At 74.3% G+C, this 15,192-nt stretch carries 13 protein-coding genes; 3 read left to right on the top strand and 10 right to left on the bottom strand.

Annotated features, from left to right (window positions below):
• Positions 1-27 precede the first annotated feature (27 nt).
• From ACUP6Y_RS11405 to ACUP6Y_RS11385, 5 genes are all read right to left on the bottom strand, one after another.
• A complete protein-coding gene (locus ACUP6Y_RS11405; protein ID WP_462556454.1) occupies positions 28-1,365 on the bottom strand; it encodes a tyrosine-protein kinase domain-containing protein in 1,338 nt (445 codons plus the stop codon).
• Positions 1,366-1,424: 59 nt separating this feature from the next.
• On the bottom strand, positions 1,425-2,348 hold the full coding sequence (locus ACUP6Y_RS11400; RefSeq protein WP_462556451.1) for a hypothetical protein: 924 nt from the start codon (positions 2,346-2,348) through the stop codon (positions 1,425-1,427).
• 52 nt (positions 2,349-2,400) lie between these two features.
• Positions 2,401-2,808 carry a hypothetical protein gene (locus ACUP6Y_RS11395; RefSeq protein ID WP_462556449.1) on the bottom strand — a complete coding sequence of 136 codons (408 nt, stop codon included), beginning with the start codon at positions 2,806-2,808 and terminating at the stop codon, positions 2,401-2,403.
• Positions 2,809-2,942: 134 nt separating this feature from the next.
• A complete protein-coding gene (locus tag ACUP6Y_RS11390; RefSeq protein ID WP_462556446.1) occupies positions 2,943-3,632 on the bottom strand; it encodes a LuxR C-terminal-related transcriptional regulator in 690 nt (229 codons plus the stop codon).
• The gene (locus tag ACUP6Y_RS11385; RefSeq protein ID WP_462556443.1) at positions 3,629-4,309 is read right to left on the bottom strand and encodes a sensor histidine kinase; all 681 of its coding nucleotides are present in this window, start codon (positions 4,307-4,309) and stop codon (positions 3,629-3,631) included. The genes ACUP6Y_RS11390 and ACUP6Y_RS11385 overlap by 4 nt, the downstream gene beginning before the upstream one ends.
• Positions 4,310-4,471: 162 nt before the next feature.
• On the opposite strand from ACUP6Y_RS11385, the gene ACUP6Y_RS11380 reads away from it, so the two are divergent.
• Positions 4,472-5,479, top strand: a complete 1,008-nt coding sequence (locus ACUP6Y_RS11380; RefSeq protein WP_462556440.1) for a glycosyltransferase — start codon at positions 4,472-4,474, stop codon at positions 5,477-5,479.
• A gap of 9 nt (positions 5,480-5,488) precedes the next feature.
• Here the strand turns inward: ACUP6Y_RS11380 and ACUP6Y_RS11375 are convergent, their stop codons facing one another.
• Positions 5,489-6,100 carry a hypothetical protein gene (locus tag ACUP6Y_RS11375; RefSeq protein ID WP_462556437.1) on the bottom strand — a complete coding sequence of 204 codons (612 nt, stop codon included), beginning with the start codon at positions 6,098-6,100 and terminating at the stop codon, positions 5,489-5,491.
• 114 nt (positions 6,101-6,214) lie between these two features.
• On the opposite strand from ACUP6Y_RS11375, the gene ACUP6Y_RS11370 reads away from it, so the two are divergent.
• Together ACUP6Y_RS11370 and ACUP6Y_RS11365 are read left to right on the top strand one after the other, a co-directional pair.
• The gene (locus ACUP6Y_RS11370) at positions 6,215-9,055 is read left to right on the top strand and encodes a fibrinogen-like YCDxxxxGGGW domain-containing protein (RefSeq protein ID WP_462556435.1); all 2,841 of its coding nucleotides are present in this window, start codon (positions 6,215-6,217) and stop codon (positions 9,053-9,055) included.
• A 41-nt stretch (positions 9,056-9,096) separates the two neighbouring features.
• On the top strand, positions 9,097-10,122 hold the full coding sequence (locus ACUP6Y_RS11365; RefSeq protein WP_462556432.1) for a glycoside hydrolase family 16 protein: 1,026 nt from the start codon (positions 9,097-9,099) through the stop codon (positions 10,120-10,122).
• A gap of 33 nt (positions 10,123-10,155) precedes the next feature.
• On the opposite strand, the gene ACUP6Y_RS11360 is transcribed toward ACUP6Y_RS11365, so the two are convergent.
• The 4 genes from ACUP6Y_RS11360 to ACUP6Y_RS11345 are packed head-to-tail and all read right to left on the bottom strand — an operon-like array spanning position 10,156 to position 15,161.
• Positions 10,156-11,700 (bottom strand): oligosaccharide flippase family protein, encoded by a 1,545-nt coding sequence (locus ACUP6Y_RS11360; protein ID WP_462556430.1) that lies wholly within the window; start codon positions 11,698-11,700, stop codon positions 10,156-10,158.
• Entirely contained in the window at positions 11,687-12,964 is a 1,278-nt protein-coding gene (locus ACUP6Y_RS11355; RefSeq protein WP_462556427.1) for a hypothetical protein, read from the bottom strand. The genes ACUP6Y_RS11360 and ACUP6Y_RS11355 overlap by 14 nt, the downstream gene beginning before the upstream one ends.
• Complete coding sequence (locus tag ACUP6Y_RS11350) at positions 12,961-13,872, bottom strand: sulfotransferase family protein (RefSeq protein ID WP_462556424.1); 912 nt, start codon at positions 13,870-13,872, stop codon at positions 12,961-12,963. The genes ACUP6Y_RS11355 and ACUP6Y_RS11350 overlap by 4 nt, the downstream gene beginning before the upstream one ends.
• A complete protein-coding gene (locus ACUP6Y_RS11345) occupies positions 13,869-15,161 on the bottom strand; it encodes a Wzz/FepE/Etk N-terminal domain-containing protein (RefSeq protein WP_462556422.1) in 1,293 nt (430 codons plus the stop codon). Before ACUP6Y_RS11345 ends, ACUP6Y_RS11350 begins: the two co-directional genes overlap by 4 nt.
• Positions 15,162-15,192 lie beyond the last annotated feature (31 nt).

Here is a 15,192-nt window from a genome sequence, read left to right as displayed (position 1 = left end):
CCTCCTCGGGGATGTCGGTCCGAGAGGTCACGAGCGGGGGCGACGCCTGCGGCGACCGGGACGCGCGCCGACGAGGACGGTGCCGAGGACCCGGAGCCGGATCGTGCGCAGGTGCTCGACGGCGCGTTGGACCGAGCGCGGGTGGACCCGGCCGGAGGGCACGGTGAGCACCATCGCGCCGTGGATCGCCATGATCCGGGCGTCCTCGGAGCTCGCGACGGAGGCGGCGTGGACGATCACCACGTCGTAGAGGCCCTCGGTGTCGTCGAGCATCCCGCGAAAGCGCATCTCGAGCAGGCTGGGCGCGGCCAGGTGGGCCTGGCCGAGCGGCAGCACGTCGATGCGCGGCGCCGGGCCGTCGATGACGACGTCGCGCAGGTCGCACGAGCCTGCGAGCACGTCGTACAGGCCGGGCTCACCGGGGTTCTCCAGCGCGGGGTGGACCTTGGCGTCGCGGTCGGCGTTGATGACCAGGACCCGGTGGCCCACGTCGGCGAGCGCGGCGGCGACGTTGACCTCGAGCCAGCCCGCGTCGGGCTCGGTGGTGCTGGCCGAGGACACCACGAGCAGGCGGCTCGGGTCCTCGACGCTGGCGAACTCGATCGCGATCCGCAGCGCCCGCAGCGCCTGGAACTCGTCGGCGCGCGGCTCGATGGCCGGCACGCTGTCGAGGTCGTCGGGCCTCGGGATGACGCCGAGCACGGCGGTCTGGGTGATCTCGCCCACCTCCTCGACGTCGGTGACGGTGCGGAACAGCCGGTCGACGACGGCCGCGGCCGCGATGGCGAGCAGGAGCGAGAGGAGCACGCCGGCGAGCGCGGTCAGGGGCACGTTCGGCGAGCTGAACCGGTCGGGCGCGACGGCGTCCTCGGTCACCTTGAACTCGAAGGAGCCGCTGCTCGGGTCGTGCTCGGGCAGCGCCGCGACGACCAGGTTCGCGATCTCGGCGGCCCGGTCCGGGTCGGTGTCGTGGACCGAGACCTGGATGATGACCGTCCCGGGGATGACCTTGCCCTCGACCTCGTCGCGCAGCTGGGCGACCGAGCGGTGCGAGACCTTGGCGGCGACGTCCTCGAGGAGTGGGCGGGACCGGGCGACGTCCGCGACGGTGCCGAGCAGGTCGGTGTAGCTGGCCGGCGAGCCCGTGGTCGCGGTCGCGGGCGGCGTCGCGGCCACGCGGGCCGAGGCGGTGTACTCCCGCGGAGCGATCACCAGACCGGCCGCCACCGCGTTGATGACGATGGCGAAGACCAGCAGGACGACCCAGCGACGGCGCCAGATCAGGGCGCCGAGCGCCCGGAAGCCGCCTCGGGCCACCGACGACACCGAGGACTGGTCGGTGGGGTCAAGGTGAGTCGTGGTCATTGCTGGTCCTCACTGGAAGTACGGGGTCGTGCGGTGGCGGGGAAGCGCGCGGAGAGCGGTCAGCTCGCCTGGTCGCGGAAGATCGCGCCGAGGGTGCGGGAGCCGTCGGCCGACTCCTCCGCCCCGGTCCTCTCGGCCTTCTCGGCCTTCTCGGTCTGGTCGGCCTCGTCGTCGGGCTGGTCCCTCTCGGCCGCCGCGGCGGGCTCCTCGGCCTGCGGCTCGGGCGCGGCGGGCGCGGCGGGGGACGAGTCGCGGCGCACCTCGTCGAGCAGGTCGTCGATCGCCCGCAGCTGGTCGCTGACCGCGCCGGTGGCCAGCTGGAGCACCTGGACCAGCTCGCCGAGGGAGGACTGCAGGTCGGCGCCGAGCTCGGCGGCGCGGTGCAGCACCTCCCGGGCGGTGCCCCGGATCTCCTCGGCGTCGCGGGCACCGCGGGCGGCGGCCTCGCCGACGTACAGGCGCGCGGTCTGCTCGGCCTCGATCATCGCCGAGCGCATCGCCTCGGTGCGGATGTTCTCGGCGTCGCGCTCGGCGTTGCGGGTCAGCAGCGCGGTCGCGCTCTCGACCCGGGTGCGCTGCTCCTTGACCCAGTCGACGGCCTCGCGGCGGGTGCGCTCAGCCTCCTCGTCGGCCGCGGCGCGGACCTGCTCGGCGGCCGTCTTGGCCTCGAGCACGATCTGCTCGGCCTGGTCGGTCGCCTCGCTGCGCGCCGTGGCGGCCAGGGCCAGCATCTCCTCGGCCTTGTGCTGGGCGTCGCGGGTCGCGCGCAGGGTGTCGGCGTGCTCGGTGATCCGGTCGGTCACCGAGGGGGCAGGCGCGGACGCCGCCGGGGTGGACTCGACGGTCTCGGCGGTCTCGGTGGTCTCGGGGAGATCGGCGGCAGCCGGCTCCTCGGACTTCGAGCCGAGCTCGGCGAGCACGTCGTCGAAGGCCGAGGCGATCGCGGACTGCTGTCCGCTCTGGTTGCGCGTGCGGTTGAACATCGGGTTCCTCCAGGGGAAGGGGGTCGTCGGGTGGTGTCAGCGAGGGCGCCGGTCAGGCGTCCTTGAGATCGGTGGCGCGCAGCTCCAGGCGGAAGGCCTCGCGGACCGTCGCCATCAGCTGGTCCGCCTCGTCGAGCCGGGAGTTGAGCGTCGCGAGCCCGATGCTCCGCATCGAGTCGGCGTGGTTGAGCGCCTCGCTGAGGATCCCGCTGGCCTCCCGGTCGGCCTGCGCGAGCTTCTCCGTGGTCATCCGCAGCGCCATGGCGCGCAGCCGCTGCGCCTCCTTGGAGATCATGCGCAGCAGGCGCGCCGCCTCGGCCGGCTCCAGGCTCGCGGCGTTCTCGACGCGCTCGAGCAGGCCGTCGATCTCGCGGTGCGGGATGAACGCCGGCCAGCTCGGCCTCTCGGCCGGCGCGGGGTCGCCGGCGTTCGTGGCGGCGTCATCAGTCGGGTTGGCCAACGGAGTTGCTCCCTGTGTCGGTCATGGATGGGGTGTCAGGTCGCCCGCGAGGTGGGGTCGAACGACCTGACACCTCTCCAGTGCGGGCTGCGGCGCGGGTTGATCCACCCGCGCCGAGATTTCTCGGAATCGGGCTACGCATGCGCCGGCGGGCGCCAGTCGCTGCGGTGCGCGAGGCTCACGGCGGCCAGCTGCGACGACACGTCGAGCTTGGTCAAGATGGCGTGGACCTGGGAGCGGATCGTGGCCTCGGAGACCACGCGGTCGGTCGCGATGTCACGCACGTGCATGCCCTTCATCAGCAGGGCCAGGACGCGGGCCTCGCGGGGGCTGAGCCGCGCCAGCCGGACCTCGTCGGCGCCGCGCTCGGCGACCCGGTCGCGCCAGGCCGCGACGAGCTCGGCCCGCGCCTGCGGGGTCAGCACGGCGTGGCCGTCGTCGACCCGGCGCACCGTCGAGATCACCTCGATCAGCGCGCTCGCCTTGGACAGCACGGTGTGCGCGCCCTCGGCGAGGGCCCGGCCCCAGCGGGCCCGGTCCATCTCCCCCGTCAGTACGACGACCCGCACCCCGGCCTCGCGCAGCGGAGCGATCAGCGAGACGCCGTCGCCGAAGCTGCCGAGGTCGAGGTCGAGCAGCAGCACCCGCGGGCGCAGCCGCACCAGCGCGTCCACCAGGGTCCGCGGCGCACCGCCGTCGGCCGGGACGGGAACCCGGCGCACGTCGTACCCGTGGACGGAGAGGGCGATCTCGAGCGACTCGGCGAGCAGCTCGTGGTCGTCGAGGATCGCGACCCGGCGCTCCACGGTGCCGACCGCGCTCACCGGCACGCGCCTGGCAGGTCGATGACGAAGGTGGTCGGCGCCACGTCCTCGAGGCGCAGGTCGGCGTTCCACTCGCGCAGCCGGCCGCGGGCCACGGCCAGGCCGATGCCCTGTCCGGTCGAGCCCTCGCGCTGCCGGCCCCAGCCGAAGAGGCCGGCACGCAGCTCGGGCGGGACGCCGGGGCCGCTGTCGCGGACCCGCAGCTCGACCCGGTCGGCCTGCTGGCGGGCCTCGACCCGGATGTCGTCGGCCGCGCCGTGGTGGGCGGCGTTGTCGAGGAGCACGTTGACCGCCTCGCTCAGCACGTCGGCGCTGCCGGCCGCGTGCAGGCCGGAGCCGTGCCACCGGACCCGGCGGGCGCGGGCGGTGTGGGCGGCGACCAGGGGCGCGACGACCTCGTCGACCGCGATCTCGCCCCCGGTGGTCTCGGGCTCGCCGGCGACCACCCGCTGGAGGCGGCGCAGCTCGCTGAGCATCATCGCCTCGAAGCGGTCGCGCTCCCCGGCCGGCAGCATCGGCAACAGCTCGGCGGCCGACGCGAGGCCGGCGACGGTGGCGTTGATCTCGTGCAGCTGCGCCTGGTAGCGGCGGACCTGCGCGTCGGCGGCGACGTGCCCGAGATGACGGGCGGGCCTCGCGTGCGGTGCTGGACGCGGCGGGGCCTGGCGTGTCGTCATCGTGGTTCCTCACTGTCGAGCTGGTCTCACCGAGCCCCGGGCTCCCGGTGCTCCCCTCTCCAGTGCAGGAATCTGCGGCGTCTGATCCATCGCTTTCGGCAAGATTGTTGAAGGTTTCCCATCCAGCACCACCGCGGCGCCCTGCTGGGGTTGCTTCGGAGCATGGCCACGACTGCACCCGACCTGGTCCGCCCGGACCGTGCCCACCGGCAGGGGCCGGTCCTGCTGACGTCGTCGGTCGGTGGTCACTTCAACGAGCTCGAGTTCGTCGTCGACGCGCTCGAGGTCCCGCGGGCGGGCCGGCACTGGGTCGTGCCGCGGCACATCCAGACCGACGAGCGCCTGGCTCGCGAGAGCGTCACGTGGTCGCCGCTCGTCCGCTCCGGCGAGTACCTCAAGGCCCTGCGCAACCTGCGCTTCGCCGTCGCGCTGCACCGCCGGCTGCGGCCCTGCGTCGTCGTCTCGACCGGCGCCGCCCAGTCGACGCCGCACCTGCTGGCCGCCGCGCTGCTGCGCACACCGATCCTGTACGTCGAGTCCGTGGCCCGGATGGACAGCCCCTCGGTCACCGGTCGGCTGGCCGCGATGCTGCCGAAGGCGCGGCTGCTGGCCCCCCAGCCGGGCTGGCCCGCTCCCTGGGAGCACGGCCTCGACGCCTTCAGCGCCTTCGAGCTGGCCGACGACCTCGAGGAGGTGTCGCTGCGCAGCGCCATGGTCGCCCTCGGCAGCGAGCACTTCCCCTTCCCCCGCGCGGTGGACGCCATCGTCGCCGCGGTCCCCGCCGGCGTCGAGGTCACCTGGCAGGTCGGCGAGACGCTCGGCAGCGACGGCGCCGAGCGCAACCAGTGGCTCACCGCCAAGCAGATGACGACCTCGATGCGGGCCGCCGACGTGGTGATCACCCACGGCGGCGCGGGCTCGATCCTCACCGCGCTCGACGCGGGCAAGGTCCCCGTGGTGCTGCCGCGGCGTGCCGAGCACGGCGAGCACGTCGACGACCACCAGGTGCGGATGGTCCAGGGCCTGGCCGAGCGCGGGCTCGTGGTCGCCGTACCGGAGCCGGGCGAGCTGGCGCTGGAGCACCTCCTGGAGGCGGCCGCGCTCAGGGTCATCCGGCGCAGCGGGCGGGTCCTCGACGGCGCGCCGCTGGCCATGCCGCACGTCGCCTGAGCCTCCCGATCAGCAGTCCGGGTCCGCCGGGAAGGTCTGCTCGACCACCTGCCAGCCGGAGCCGGCCTGGACCAGGGTGAAGATCATCCAGGTCCGCGCCGCACCCGTGCCGGTCGGCAGACGGTTGCCGGCACCGTCGGTGACCACCACCGCCGACTGGTCGACGCAGGCCTTGACCCGGACCCGGGTGCCCTGCCCCCGCACGACCGTGCGCACGATGCTCGGCTGGCCGCTCACCGTCCAGCCGTTCTCCTCGTACTCGGCGGCCTGGGCCAGCAGCGCCTCGCGGGCCGCGCCGGTGACGACCGCGTCGTCGAGGATCGAGGACGCCTCGGCCGGAGTGCCCAAGGCGTCGTTCAGCGAGATGATCGCCTTGCCCACCGTGTCCGTCGCCTCCGACGCGGTCGCGGCCGGCACGCCCTTGCCGCGGACCTGGGGGCCTGCGGAGGGCGGACCGCTCGAGGGGCCGCCCGGGGTGGCGCCGCCGCTCGGGGTCGCGTCGGTTCCCTCGGCCGGCGCACTCGAGGCAGCGCTTCCGCCCGGATCCTCGCCGCCCGAGCAGCCCGCCGCCAGGACCACCGTCACCAGCACCAGCCCGACTCGCGATGTGACCTGTCTCACCGTGCCCCCGTCTCTTCTTCAACAAAGTTGCTGAGGACCTCGAGCGCCCGCGCCGAGCAGACTCGTCCCCGCATGGGCCACACCTTCCCATGCCCGACACGTCAGGATCCCCCGTTGCCCAACCTTCGCGTCCCTGCCGCGATCCTCAGCACCCTCGCCCTCGGCGCCGGCCTCGTCGGGCTCGGTGACCCGACCTCCGCCGCGGCAGCAGTCTCGGTGGCGAGCCAGACGATCGCACCCGCCCAGCTCGGCAATGCGCCCGAGACCGCAGCCGGCTCCTGCTGGGAGATCAAGCAGAAGCGGTCCAGCGCCCCGAGCGGCGCCTACTGGCTGCTCACCCCCGCCATGGCCGAGCCGATGCAGGCCTACTGCGACCAGACGACCGACGGCGGCGGCTGGGTGCTGGTCGGCAAGGGCCGCAACGGGTGGACCACCGACTACGACGGCCGCAACGCCGACGCGGGTCTGCTCGACCCGGGGTACGCCGGCGGCCAGGACGTCCACCAGATGGCGAGCACGACGATCGACCAGCTGCTCGACGGCGGCCGGGTCGACGCGCTCGGCGACGGCATCCGGCTGCGCCGCGCGGCCAACAACGCCGGCTCGAGCTGGCAGGAGACCCGCTTCAAGCTGGCCAAGCGCGACCGGTGGGTGTGGAGCTTCGACGCCGTGCATCCGCTGACGTCGTACACGATCGCCGGCACGACCAGGACCGGCGGCACGAGCAACACCTTCGGCACCGACAGCACCTGGACGTGGGTCGACACCCGCAGTCGCGAGATCACCGGATGGAACTACGGCTTCGGCTACGGCACCAAGGCGATCGGGTCCAGCGCGAACTCGGCCTACCTCTACTCCCCCACCAACGGCGGCAGCGCCCTGCCGGTGACCCAGGTCTACCTGCGCCCTCACGTCACCTCGACCGCGTTCACCGCGATCCCCGACACCGGCACGGCAGCCGTCACGCAGCCGGCGCAGGCCGCCTCGCTGGCCGACTCGCTCAACTGGGGCGTCACCGGCGTCGCGTCGCCGGCCTCGGCCGAGGGCGACGTCGAGGTCCAGGCCTTCACCCAGTCCGGCAACCGGATGTTCGTCGCGGGCAACTTCCGCTATGTCACGGCCGACGACGGCAGCCAGTGGGAGCAGCCCTACCTGGCCGCCTTCGACGTCGCGACCGGCGAGTGGATCTCGTCGTTCCGTCCCACCTTCGACCAGCAGATCCGCACCCTGGCCACCCTGCCCGACGGCCGGATCGTGGCCGGTGGCCTGTTCAGCCGGGTGAACGGAGCGCCGGCCACGGCGATCGTCGCGCTCGACCCGCTGACCGGCGAGACCGCGACCGGCTGGTCGACGGAGGTCGAGAACCGCCTCACCGGCGGCGTCGCGTCCGTGCGCTCGCTCGCCGTGGTCGGCGACAACCTGGTCGTCGGCGGCGGCTTCACCCACCTCAAGGGCGGCAGCCAGTCGAACTGGGCCTATATGCGCAACCTCGGCCTGCTGCGGGTCGCCGACGGCTCGGCCGTCGCCGGCTGGAACCCCGAGCTCAACGGGACCGTGGCCAGCGTCGCCGGGTCGGAGAACTCCGCGCAGGTCTACGCGGTCGGGTTCTTCTCCCAGGCCAAGGGCGGCACCGTCGCCGCGCGGCGCGCGGCGGCCGTGCTGGTGGCCGGCACGGGCTCGCTGGCCACCCCGGCCTGGAACCCGACCTGGAGCAGCAGCAACGACTACCAGCGCGCGGTCGCGACCGGCCCCGGCCAGATCTGGGTCGGCGGCTCGGAGCACAGCATGTTCGGCTTCTCGCCCACGACCTTCGCGCGACAGAAGACCACCATCTTCGACCCGCACGGCGACCTGCAGGCCTTCGGCCGCAACGGCGACGTCATGTACGCCGGGTGCCACTGCAACTCCAACTCCTACACCGACGCGGTCACGTGGCCGCTGAACTCCAGCCCGTGGAGCCAGGCCGACACCATCCACTGGGCCGGAGCCTTCGACGCCGCCACCGGTGAGCGGATCCCCGGCTTCACGCCCACCTTCAAGTCGCGGATCGGCAGCGGCATCTGGGCGATCACGGCCGACTCCAACGGCCGGGTCTGGATGGGCGGCGACCTCGTCACCGCCTCCTCCGCACGCAGCGCCAAGGACCCCTCGGGCGGGTTCGCCCGGTTCAGTCCGCGCGACGTCACCGCGCCCTCCCGGCCCGGCAACCTGCGCGTCGTCGGCCAGACCAGCGACACGGTGACCCTCGGCTGGGACGCGAGCAGCGACCCCAGCGCGGTGCGCTACCAGGTGCTGCGCGGCGACCGCCCGATCGCGACCACGACCGCCACCACCGTCACGCTTCCCTACGACGGCACCGCCCGCTACTTCGTCCGTGCCGCCGATCGCGCCGGGAACGTCTCGGCGAGCACGCCGGTGCTCACCGTCGCCCAGGTCAGCGAGCTGGTCCCGGTCGACGCCGCCTGGTCCTGGTGGTACCGGGCCGCGGCGCCCGGCGAGGGCTGGGCACAACCGGAGTTCGACGACAGTGCCTGGTCCACCGGCTCCGCCACCCTGGGCTGGGGCACCACCTCGATCGCGACCCCGATCGACACCTTCGCGACCACCCAGGAGCGCCCGCTCGCCGCCTACTTCCGGCACACCGTCGAGGTCGCCGACCCCTCGGCGCTGGCCTCGCTGAAGCTGATAGCGGTCGCCAACGACGGTGCGGCGGTCTATGTCAACGGCGTCGAGGTCGCCCGCAAGAACCTGCCCGCGGGTCCGCTGACCTCCACCACCTATGCCACCGCGGCCATCCGCGATGCCGTGGCGCAGGCGGATCCGGTCGTGGTCGAGGTACCGTTGGCGCTGCTGCGTCCGGGGGCGAACGAGATCGCCGTCGAGACGCATCTCAACTACCGAGCGACCCCGGACATCACGTTCCGGCTGCAGGCACTCGCGACCGGCGCGGGATGACCTCGCTGACCCCGGCTCCGACATGGGAGGGACTCCGGCCGATGCCCGCCCCTCCCCGTCGCCGCCGCCGGGTGTGGCTCGGGCTGGCGCTGGTGGCCGTGCTCTCGGTCGCCGTGGTCGTGGTGCGGCTCGACGACGCGGGTCTGCGCTCCGAGGGCCTCGAGGGCCTCGAGGGCCTCGAAGGCTCCGACGCGGCGGCGCACGGCGCCGCCGCGCCCACGCCCAGCGCCGCGCCGACGCCCTCGGGCCCGCTCACCCTCGCCGACCTGCAGCAGGTCCCCGCCGCCAGCCGCGGCTGCCTGCTCGGCCGCTCGCGCTCGACCCTCCGCGTCGACCTGCCGAGGAGGTCCGCGAAGTGGCGCACCGACCTCAACGAGGGCTTCGACCGGCTCCGACCCGAGATCTGGAACGTCCGCGACCGGACCCGACTCGACCACGAGTCGTCGTACCTGCTCGGGCGCAACGTCTCCACCCGTCGCGGCCGGCTCGCGATCACCGCTCGCCAGGAGTCCGCGGGCGGACGGAGCTTCACCTCCGGGTTCGTCGACACCAACGGCCGCTACTCGCTCCCCACGACGTTCCAGGTCAGCATCCGGGCCAAGGCGCCCTCCCGCCAGGGCCTGTGGGCCGCGCCGCTGTGGCTGCGCCCCACCGACCGCAGCGGCGGCGAGATCGACCTCGCCGAGACCACCCGCCGGCCCGGCGAGCCCGCCCGGATCAGCCAGAGCATCCACACCGCCTACGGCGCCCGCCACCAGGTCTCCGCCCGCCGCTTCGACCTCGCCGGACTCGGCGACCGCACCGGCACCGGCTGGCACGACTACGTCATCCGCAAGACTCCCGGCCTGATCGTGATGTGGATCGACGGCAAGGTCACCTCGGCCTTCTGCGCGGGCTCCCCCAGCTGGTATGAGGACTACTACGACGCCGGCAAGCGCTGGAACCTGCGGATCAACCTCCAGGTCGGCGGCTGGGGCGGCCAGCCCCGGCTCGGCGACGACTGGTCCGGCGGCCGGTCGACGCTGCTCGTCGACTCGATGCGCACCTGGGTGCGGAGGAGCGCGTGACGGGACGGCATCGCCTCTCCGTCCTCCTCGCCGTCACCCTCCTGACCGCCCGCTGCGCCGGCGCACGATGCCCGAGAACTGGTCGAGGTGCAAGAAGCCGCGGCCCACTCGCGCGGCGACGACGATGCCGACGCCGGTGAGCAGCAGCGCGACGCCGAAGCCGGCGAGCGACTGCCCGCCGACCGCGATGCCGACCAGCGCCGCGGGGCCGGCGACGGCCGCGCCGGCACCCACCCCCATCGCGATCCGGCCGGCCGAGGGACGGATCCCCGTCAGCCGGCTGACCTGGACCGCCGACAGCAGGCCGTCGAGGATCCAGCACAGCGCCCAGGTGGCGGCGGCGCCGGCGATCCCCCAGGCCGGGATGAGGAGCAGGTTGCAGCCGATGCTGGTGGCGACGACGACGACCTTGTTGACCAGGGCCCGGCCGCTGCGGCCGGTCATCAGCAGCAGCGACTGCAGATTGCCGGCGGCGAGCAGCGCGACACCGCCGACGCAGAGGACGACCATCGCGATGCGGCCGCTGGCGAACTCGGGGCCGGGGATGGAGAGCACGAAGGGGGCGAAGCAGGCGAGCAACACGTAGACCGGCACGCCGAAGAAGACGATCCAGGTCGAGGTGATCGCGTACAGCCGCCCGGCCTCGGCGTTCTCACCGGCCGCGAGCCGGGCGCTGAACTGCGGGGCGACCACGATGCGCAGCGCGGTCATCATGACCAGGCCGCCCGCGACGAAGCGGGACGCGACGCCGTACACACCGGCGGCCGCCGGCCCGAGCAGGATGCCGACGAGGACGACGTCGAGCCAGCCGAGCGCCTGCTCGAGCAGCGTCGAGACCGTGCGCGGCAGCCCGAAGCCGAAGATCTGGCGCACGAGCGCCCGGGGCGGTCGCGCGGTGCCGGGCGTGCCGAGCGCGCGCTCGGCGCCGCGCAGACGACGAGCGAGCACCAGCACCGCGAGGACGGCGCCCGGGACCAGGACGACCGCCCACCCGGTGGCGGCGGCGACGGCTGAGCCGCCGAGTGCGCCGATCACGATCACGATGAGCGGACGCAGACCCGGGACGGCGATGTTGCCGATCAGGTTGAACGGCAGCACGCCGCCGAAGCCGCGGGTCGCCGCGAGCGCGGTCATCATCACGGCACCGAAGGGCAGCGCCCAGGCGACCGCGGAGAACCCGTCGTCGACCCGGGCATCGCCCAGGACCGCTCCGCCGCCGAGCGTGTCGACGGCGAGCCACACGAGCGCCACGGCGGTACCGCCGAGGGCGGCGACGACCAGCAGGGTCGCGCAGGCCGCGCGGAGGTGGGCCGGCTGCTGGGTCCGCAGCCGCGGCAGCAGCCAGACCGCGGTGGTGTCGGTCCCGACCCGACCGAGGGCCAGGGCCAGGGTCGCGACCGCGATCACCTGTTGGACGACGCCGGCGCCGGTGGCGCCGAACTGCCGGGCCAGGACCATCGTGAGCACGAAGCCCATCGCGGTGCTGGTGGCCGCGCCGGCCACGGTGACCACGCCGCCGCGGGCGGCCGAGCGGAGCTCGGCGCCGACCTCCGGTCGGGTGGTCTCAACGGCCGACATCGGCCCCGGCCCGTTCCGGCGCCAGCGAGCGGGCGTGGGCGACGAGCGCGACCGCCTCGTCGCGACGCAGCCAGGCGTCGTCCCAGCGACCGTTCCCGGCGGCCAGCGAGACGGCGCGCTCGACGAGCGTGGCGACATAGAGCAGTGGCACGACGAGCGCCGTGTCCCGCGAGTGACCGGCGGCGGTGAGCGCGGGCCGGGCCTCGGCGAGCGCGGTGTCGAGCAGCGCGCCGTCGTAGCGGCTACCCGTCAGCGTCGCGCCGCCGGCGACCCAGTGGATCGCGTCCAGCCCGGCCACCGCGTCGGCCTCGGACGACTCCCAGTCCCAGCACCACAGCCGGTCCTGCTCGTCGCGGGCGGTGTTCCAGGCGGTGAGGTCGCCGTGCCAGCGGGCCGCCACCGGCACCTCGACGTCGGCGATCCGCAGCAGCAGGTCGGTGACGGCGTCGACCAGCTCGATGTCGGCCCCGGCGTCGCGCAGCGCGTCGAGCCGGTCTCGCAGGTCGTTGAGCTGGGTGGTCCGGCCGGCCCGGTCGCGGCGCTCGACCGGGCACAGCGCGAAGATCTCCTCCGCGCTGGGCAGCCGGGCGGGGTCCGGGCGGCGGCTTGCCGCCGGCAGCGGCGCGGTCACCAGGTAGGGCCGCTCCAGCCAGGTCCCCCGCGCCAGCAGGCGCGGCGCCCGGACCCCGCCGGCGCCGCCGTCGAGCTCGCCCAGGGCCGCGGCCTCCCGGGCCACGGCCTCGGTGCTGGCCCGGTCCCAGGCGAGCTTGACGAAGCCCACGGCCGCGCCGGTGTCGTCGACGAGCTGCAGCGTCGCCTTGCGGTTGGAGCCGGTGCGCACCCCGATCGACGCATGCACGCGCGGCAGCCCGAGGTCGGCCGCGACCTGCTCGGTCAGCAGCGGCACCCGGTCGGCGCCGGCGCGTGCCTGCACCCGGACGTGCGGGAACGGCAGCGGCAGGCCGCCGCCCACCACCGAGCCGAGCACTCGGCGCTGGACCTGGGTGCGGGCGTCGCGGAGCCGCCGGAAGTTGAGCAGCGAGCCGGCCAGCACCCGGCGGTCCGCGGCGGGCAGCAGCATGGTCGCGGCCGCGATCGACGGCAGCGCCCGGTAGGTCTCGACGTCCTCCCAGCCCGGGGTCGCGCCCCGGCCGAGCTCGAGGCGCAGGTCGCCCGTGGCGAACGCCGGCGCCCACAGCTGCTCGACGAGGTGCGCGAGCGCGCCCAGGTCGGTGGATCCGGGCTGAGGATGAAGGCCGCTCACCGCAGCGAACCCGGCGTGGTCCAGCCCAGGTCGCGGCCGAGGAACTCCTCGAGGGCGCGGTTGTGGGGCTCGAAGAACTCGGCCAGCTCGCGGCGGCACGGCTCCGGCACCGAGGACTTGGTGCGACTGGCGTTGCGCGCTCGCACGTCGGGCAGCGCGAACTCCCGGACCCCGAGGAAGGCGCAGATCCGGTCGAAGACCGACTGCACGTCGTCGTACATGTCCTCGCTGCGCAGCACCAGCAGCTGCTCGGCCGGGAACACCGAGAGCCAGTTCCGCAGCTGGGGCAGGTAGACGCCGCGGGCACGGTAGGCGTACCAGTCGTGCGCCGTGCTGTGGTAGGCCGGGTCCGCGAGCATCCGCTCCAGCTCACCGGCCGTGCGGGACTCCTCCGCGATCAGGGCGTCGGCGAAGGCGAGTGGCTCCACGCCGTTCTCGGTGCGCTCCTGGTAGTGGGACCAGGCCCGCTCGACGGGGTCGCGGACCAGGGCGATCGCCTTGACCTGCGGGTAGGCCGCATGCACCCGCCGGGCGATCCTCGGGTCCCACAGGTAGTAGGGCGACGCCTCGCCGCCGAGCGGCCGCTCGCCCTCGCGACGTGCGACGCGCGCCCGGTAGGCCTGGGTGTGGAAGTGCGAGCGGTACCAGCGGTCGCTGCGCTGCCCCGAGGCGAAGAAGTGGTCGGTGCTCTTGCGGCCCCGGGGCTGCGGGAACAGCCCGAGCAGGGACGGGTGCTGCTGGAGGTAGTTGTACAGCGAGGTCGTGCCGCCACGCTTCGTGCCGACGACCAGGAAGTCCGGCCCCGGTCGTGCGCCCGACGTCCCGAGGGCGTAGCCGCGGGTGGTCAGGTTGGCGACGTCCTTCATCCAGCGCGGCGCGGCCTCGCGACGCTCGGCGAGCATGCTCATCGTGCGTCCTCTGTTCGCAGCTCGGCGGCCGGGGCGCTCTGAGGCGCCGGGGCGGCCGGGGCCGGCTCCGCGGAGGCGGTGGCCTCGCCGAGCCGGTGCGCCACCATGGTGCCGGCGGGCTCGACGCCCACGGCGCGCAGGTGGTCGGCCAGGGTGGCCAGGGACCGCACGGTGGTCCGCCCGTCCTCGGCCACGAGGACGACGACCGTCGCGCGCGGTGCGAGCGAGAGCGCCACGGCGTAGCCCTCCTCGGCGGGCACGGCCAGCGCGCGCACCCGGCGCGACACCTGCGGGCTCGCGTCGTCGACGGCGGCCGCCGCCAGCTCGAGCGCCCGGGCCACCTCGGTGACCGGCGCGCCGACGGACGCCCCGATCACCAAGATCACCGGGATGTCGTCGGCGATCTGGATCCGCAGCCGGTGCCAGACCGAGCGCAGGGCGTCGGCGTCGGTCGGGTCGTCGAGCTCGGCCATGCCGCGCGCCTGCAGCCGGGCGAGCAGTGGACCTCCGTTGCCGGCCGCGACGTCGCCGCCGTCGTAGACCCGGCGGCGCACCATGTCGTCGAGCACGACCGCGACCGCGCCGAGGATCAGACCGAGCACGCCGGCGCCGAGCAGCAGCGTCGACGCCTTGGTGCCGGTGGTCGGAGTGGCGTCAGCGGCCTTCACCAGGACGGTGCCGCCGGAGGTCGCCAGGCCGGAGACCTTGGTGATCTGGCTGAGGACCAGGTTGAGCTCGCTGAGGATCGCGGTCCGACCGTCCTCGGTCTGCTGCAGCTGCGCGGTGAGCGCGTCGCGGCGGGCGAGGAGCGGCTCGAGGGCGTCCTGCTGGCGGGCGGCGGCCTGCTCGCCGCGGTAGGCGAGGTACTCCGTGGCGACCGCGTCGGCTACGGCCTGCGCGTGGCGCGGGCTCGCGCCGGTCCAGCTGATCCGCATCACGGTGGAGCCGGTGACCATCTGGGCGTCGAGACCGCCGCGCACGGAGCCGGCCGTGGTGCCCTTGCCCAGATCGGCCGCCGCCCGGTCCATCACCTCGGAGGACAGCACGATCTGCCGCTCGGTCGCCGCGTCGATCAGGTCCGAGGAGGTGCGCTGGGCCGCGAACGGGTCGGTCGAGATCACGTTGACGTTGACCTGGGTCGACGCGGTCGCCGAGCTCGGCGCGACCACCAGCCACAGGCAGGCGGCGGCGATCAGCCCGGCCGTCACCAGCGCCACCACCGCCCAGCGGCGCCGGAGGAGCAGGACGAGGCGTCCCATCTCCACCGTGGATTGCAGGTCTGCGCTCACTGTCCGGGTTCCTTGTCTGCTGGAGGCGGTC

The organism is Nocardioides sp. S5-5 (assembly GCF_054954065.1).
Note: the sequence above shows the minus strand (reverse complement) of the source record. Positions and strands in the feature narration are given on the sequence as shown.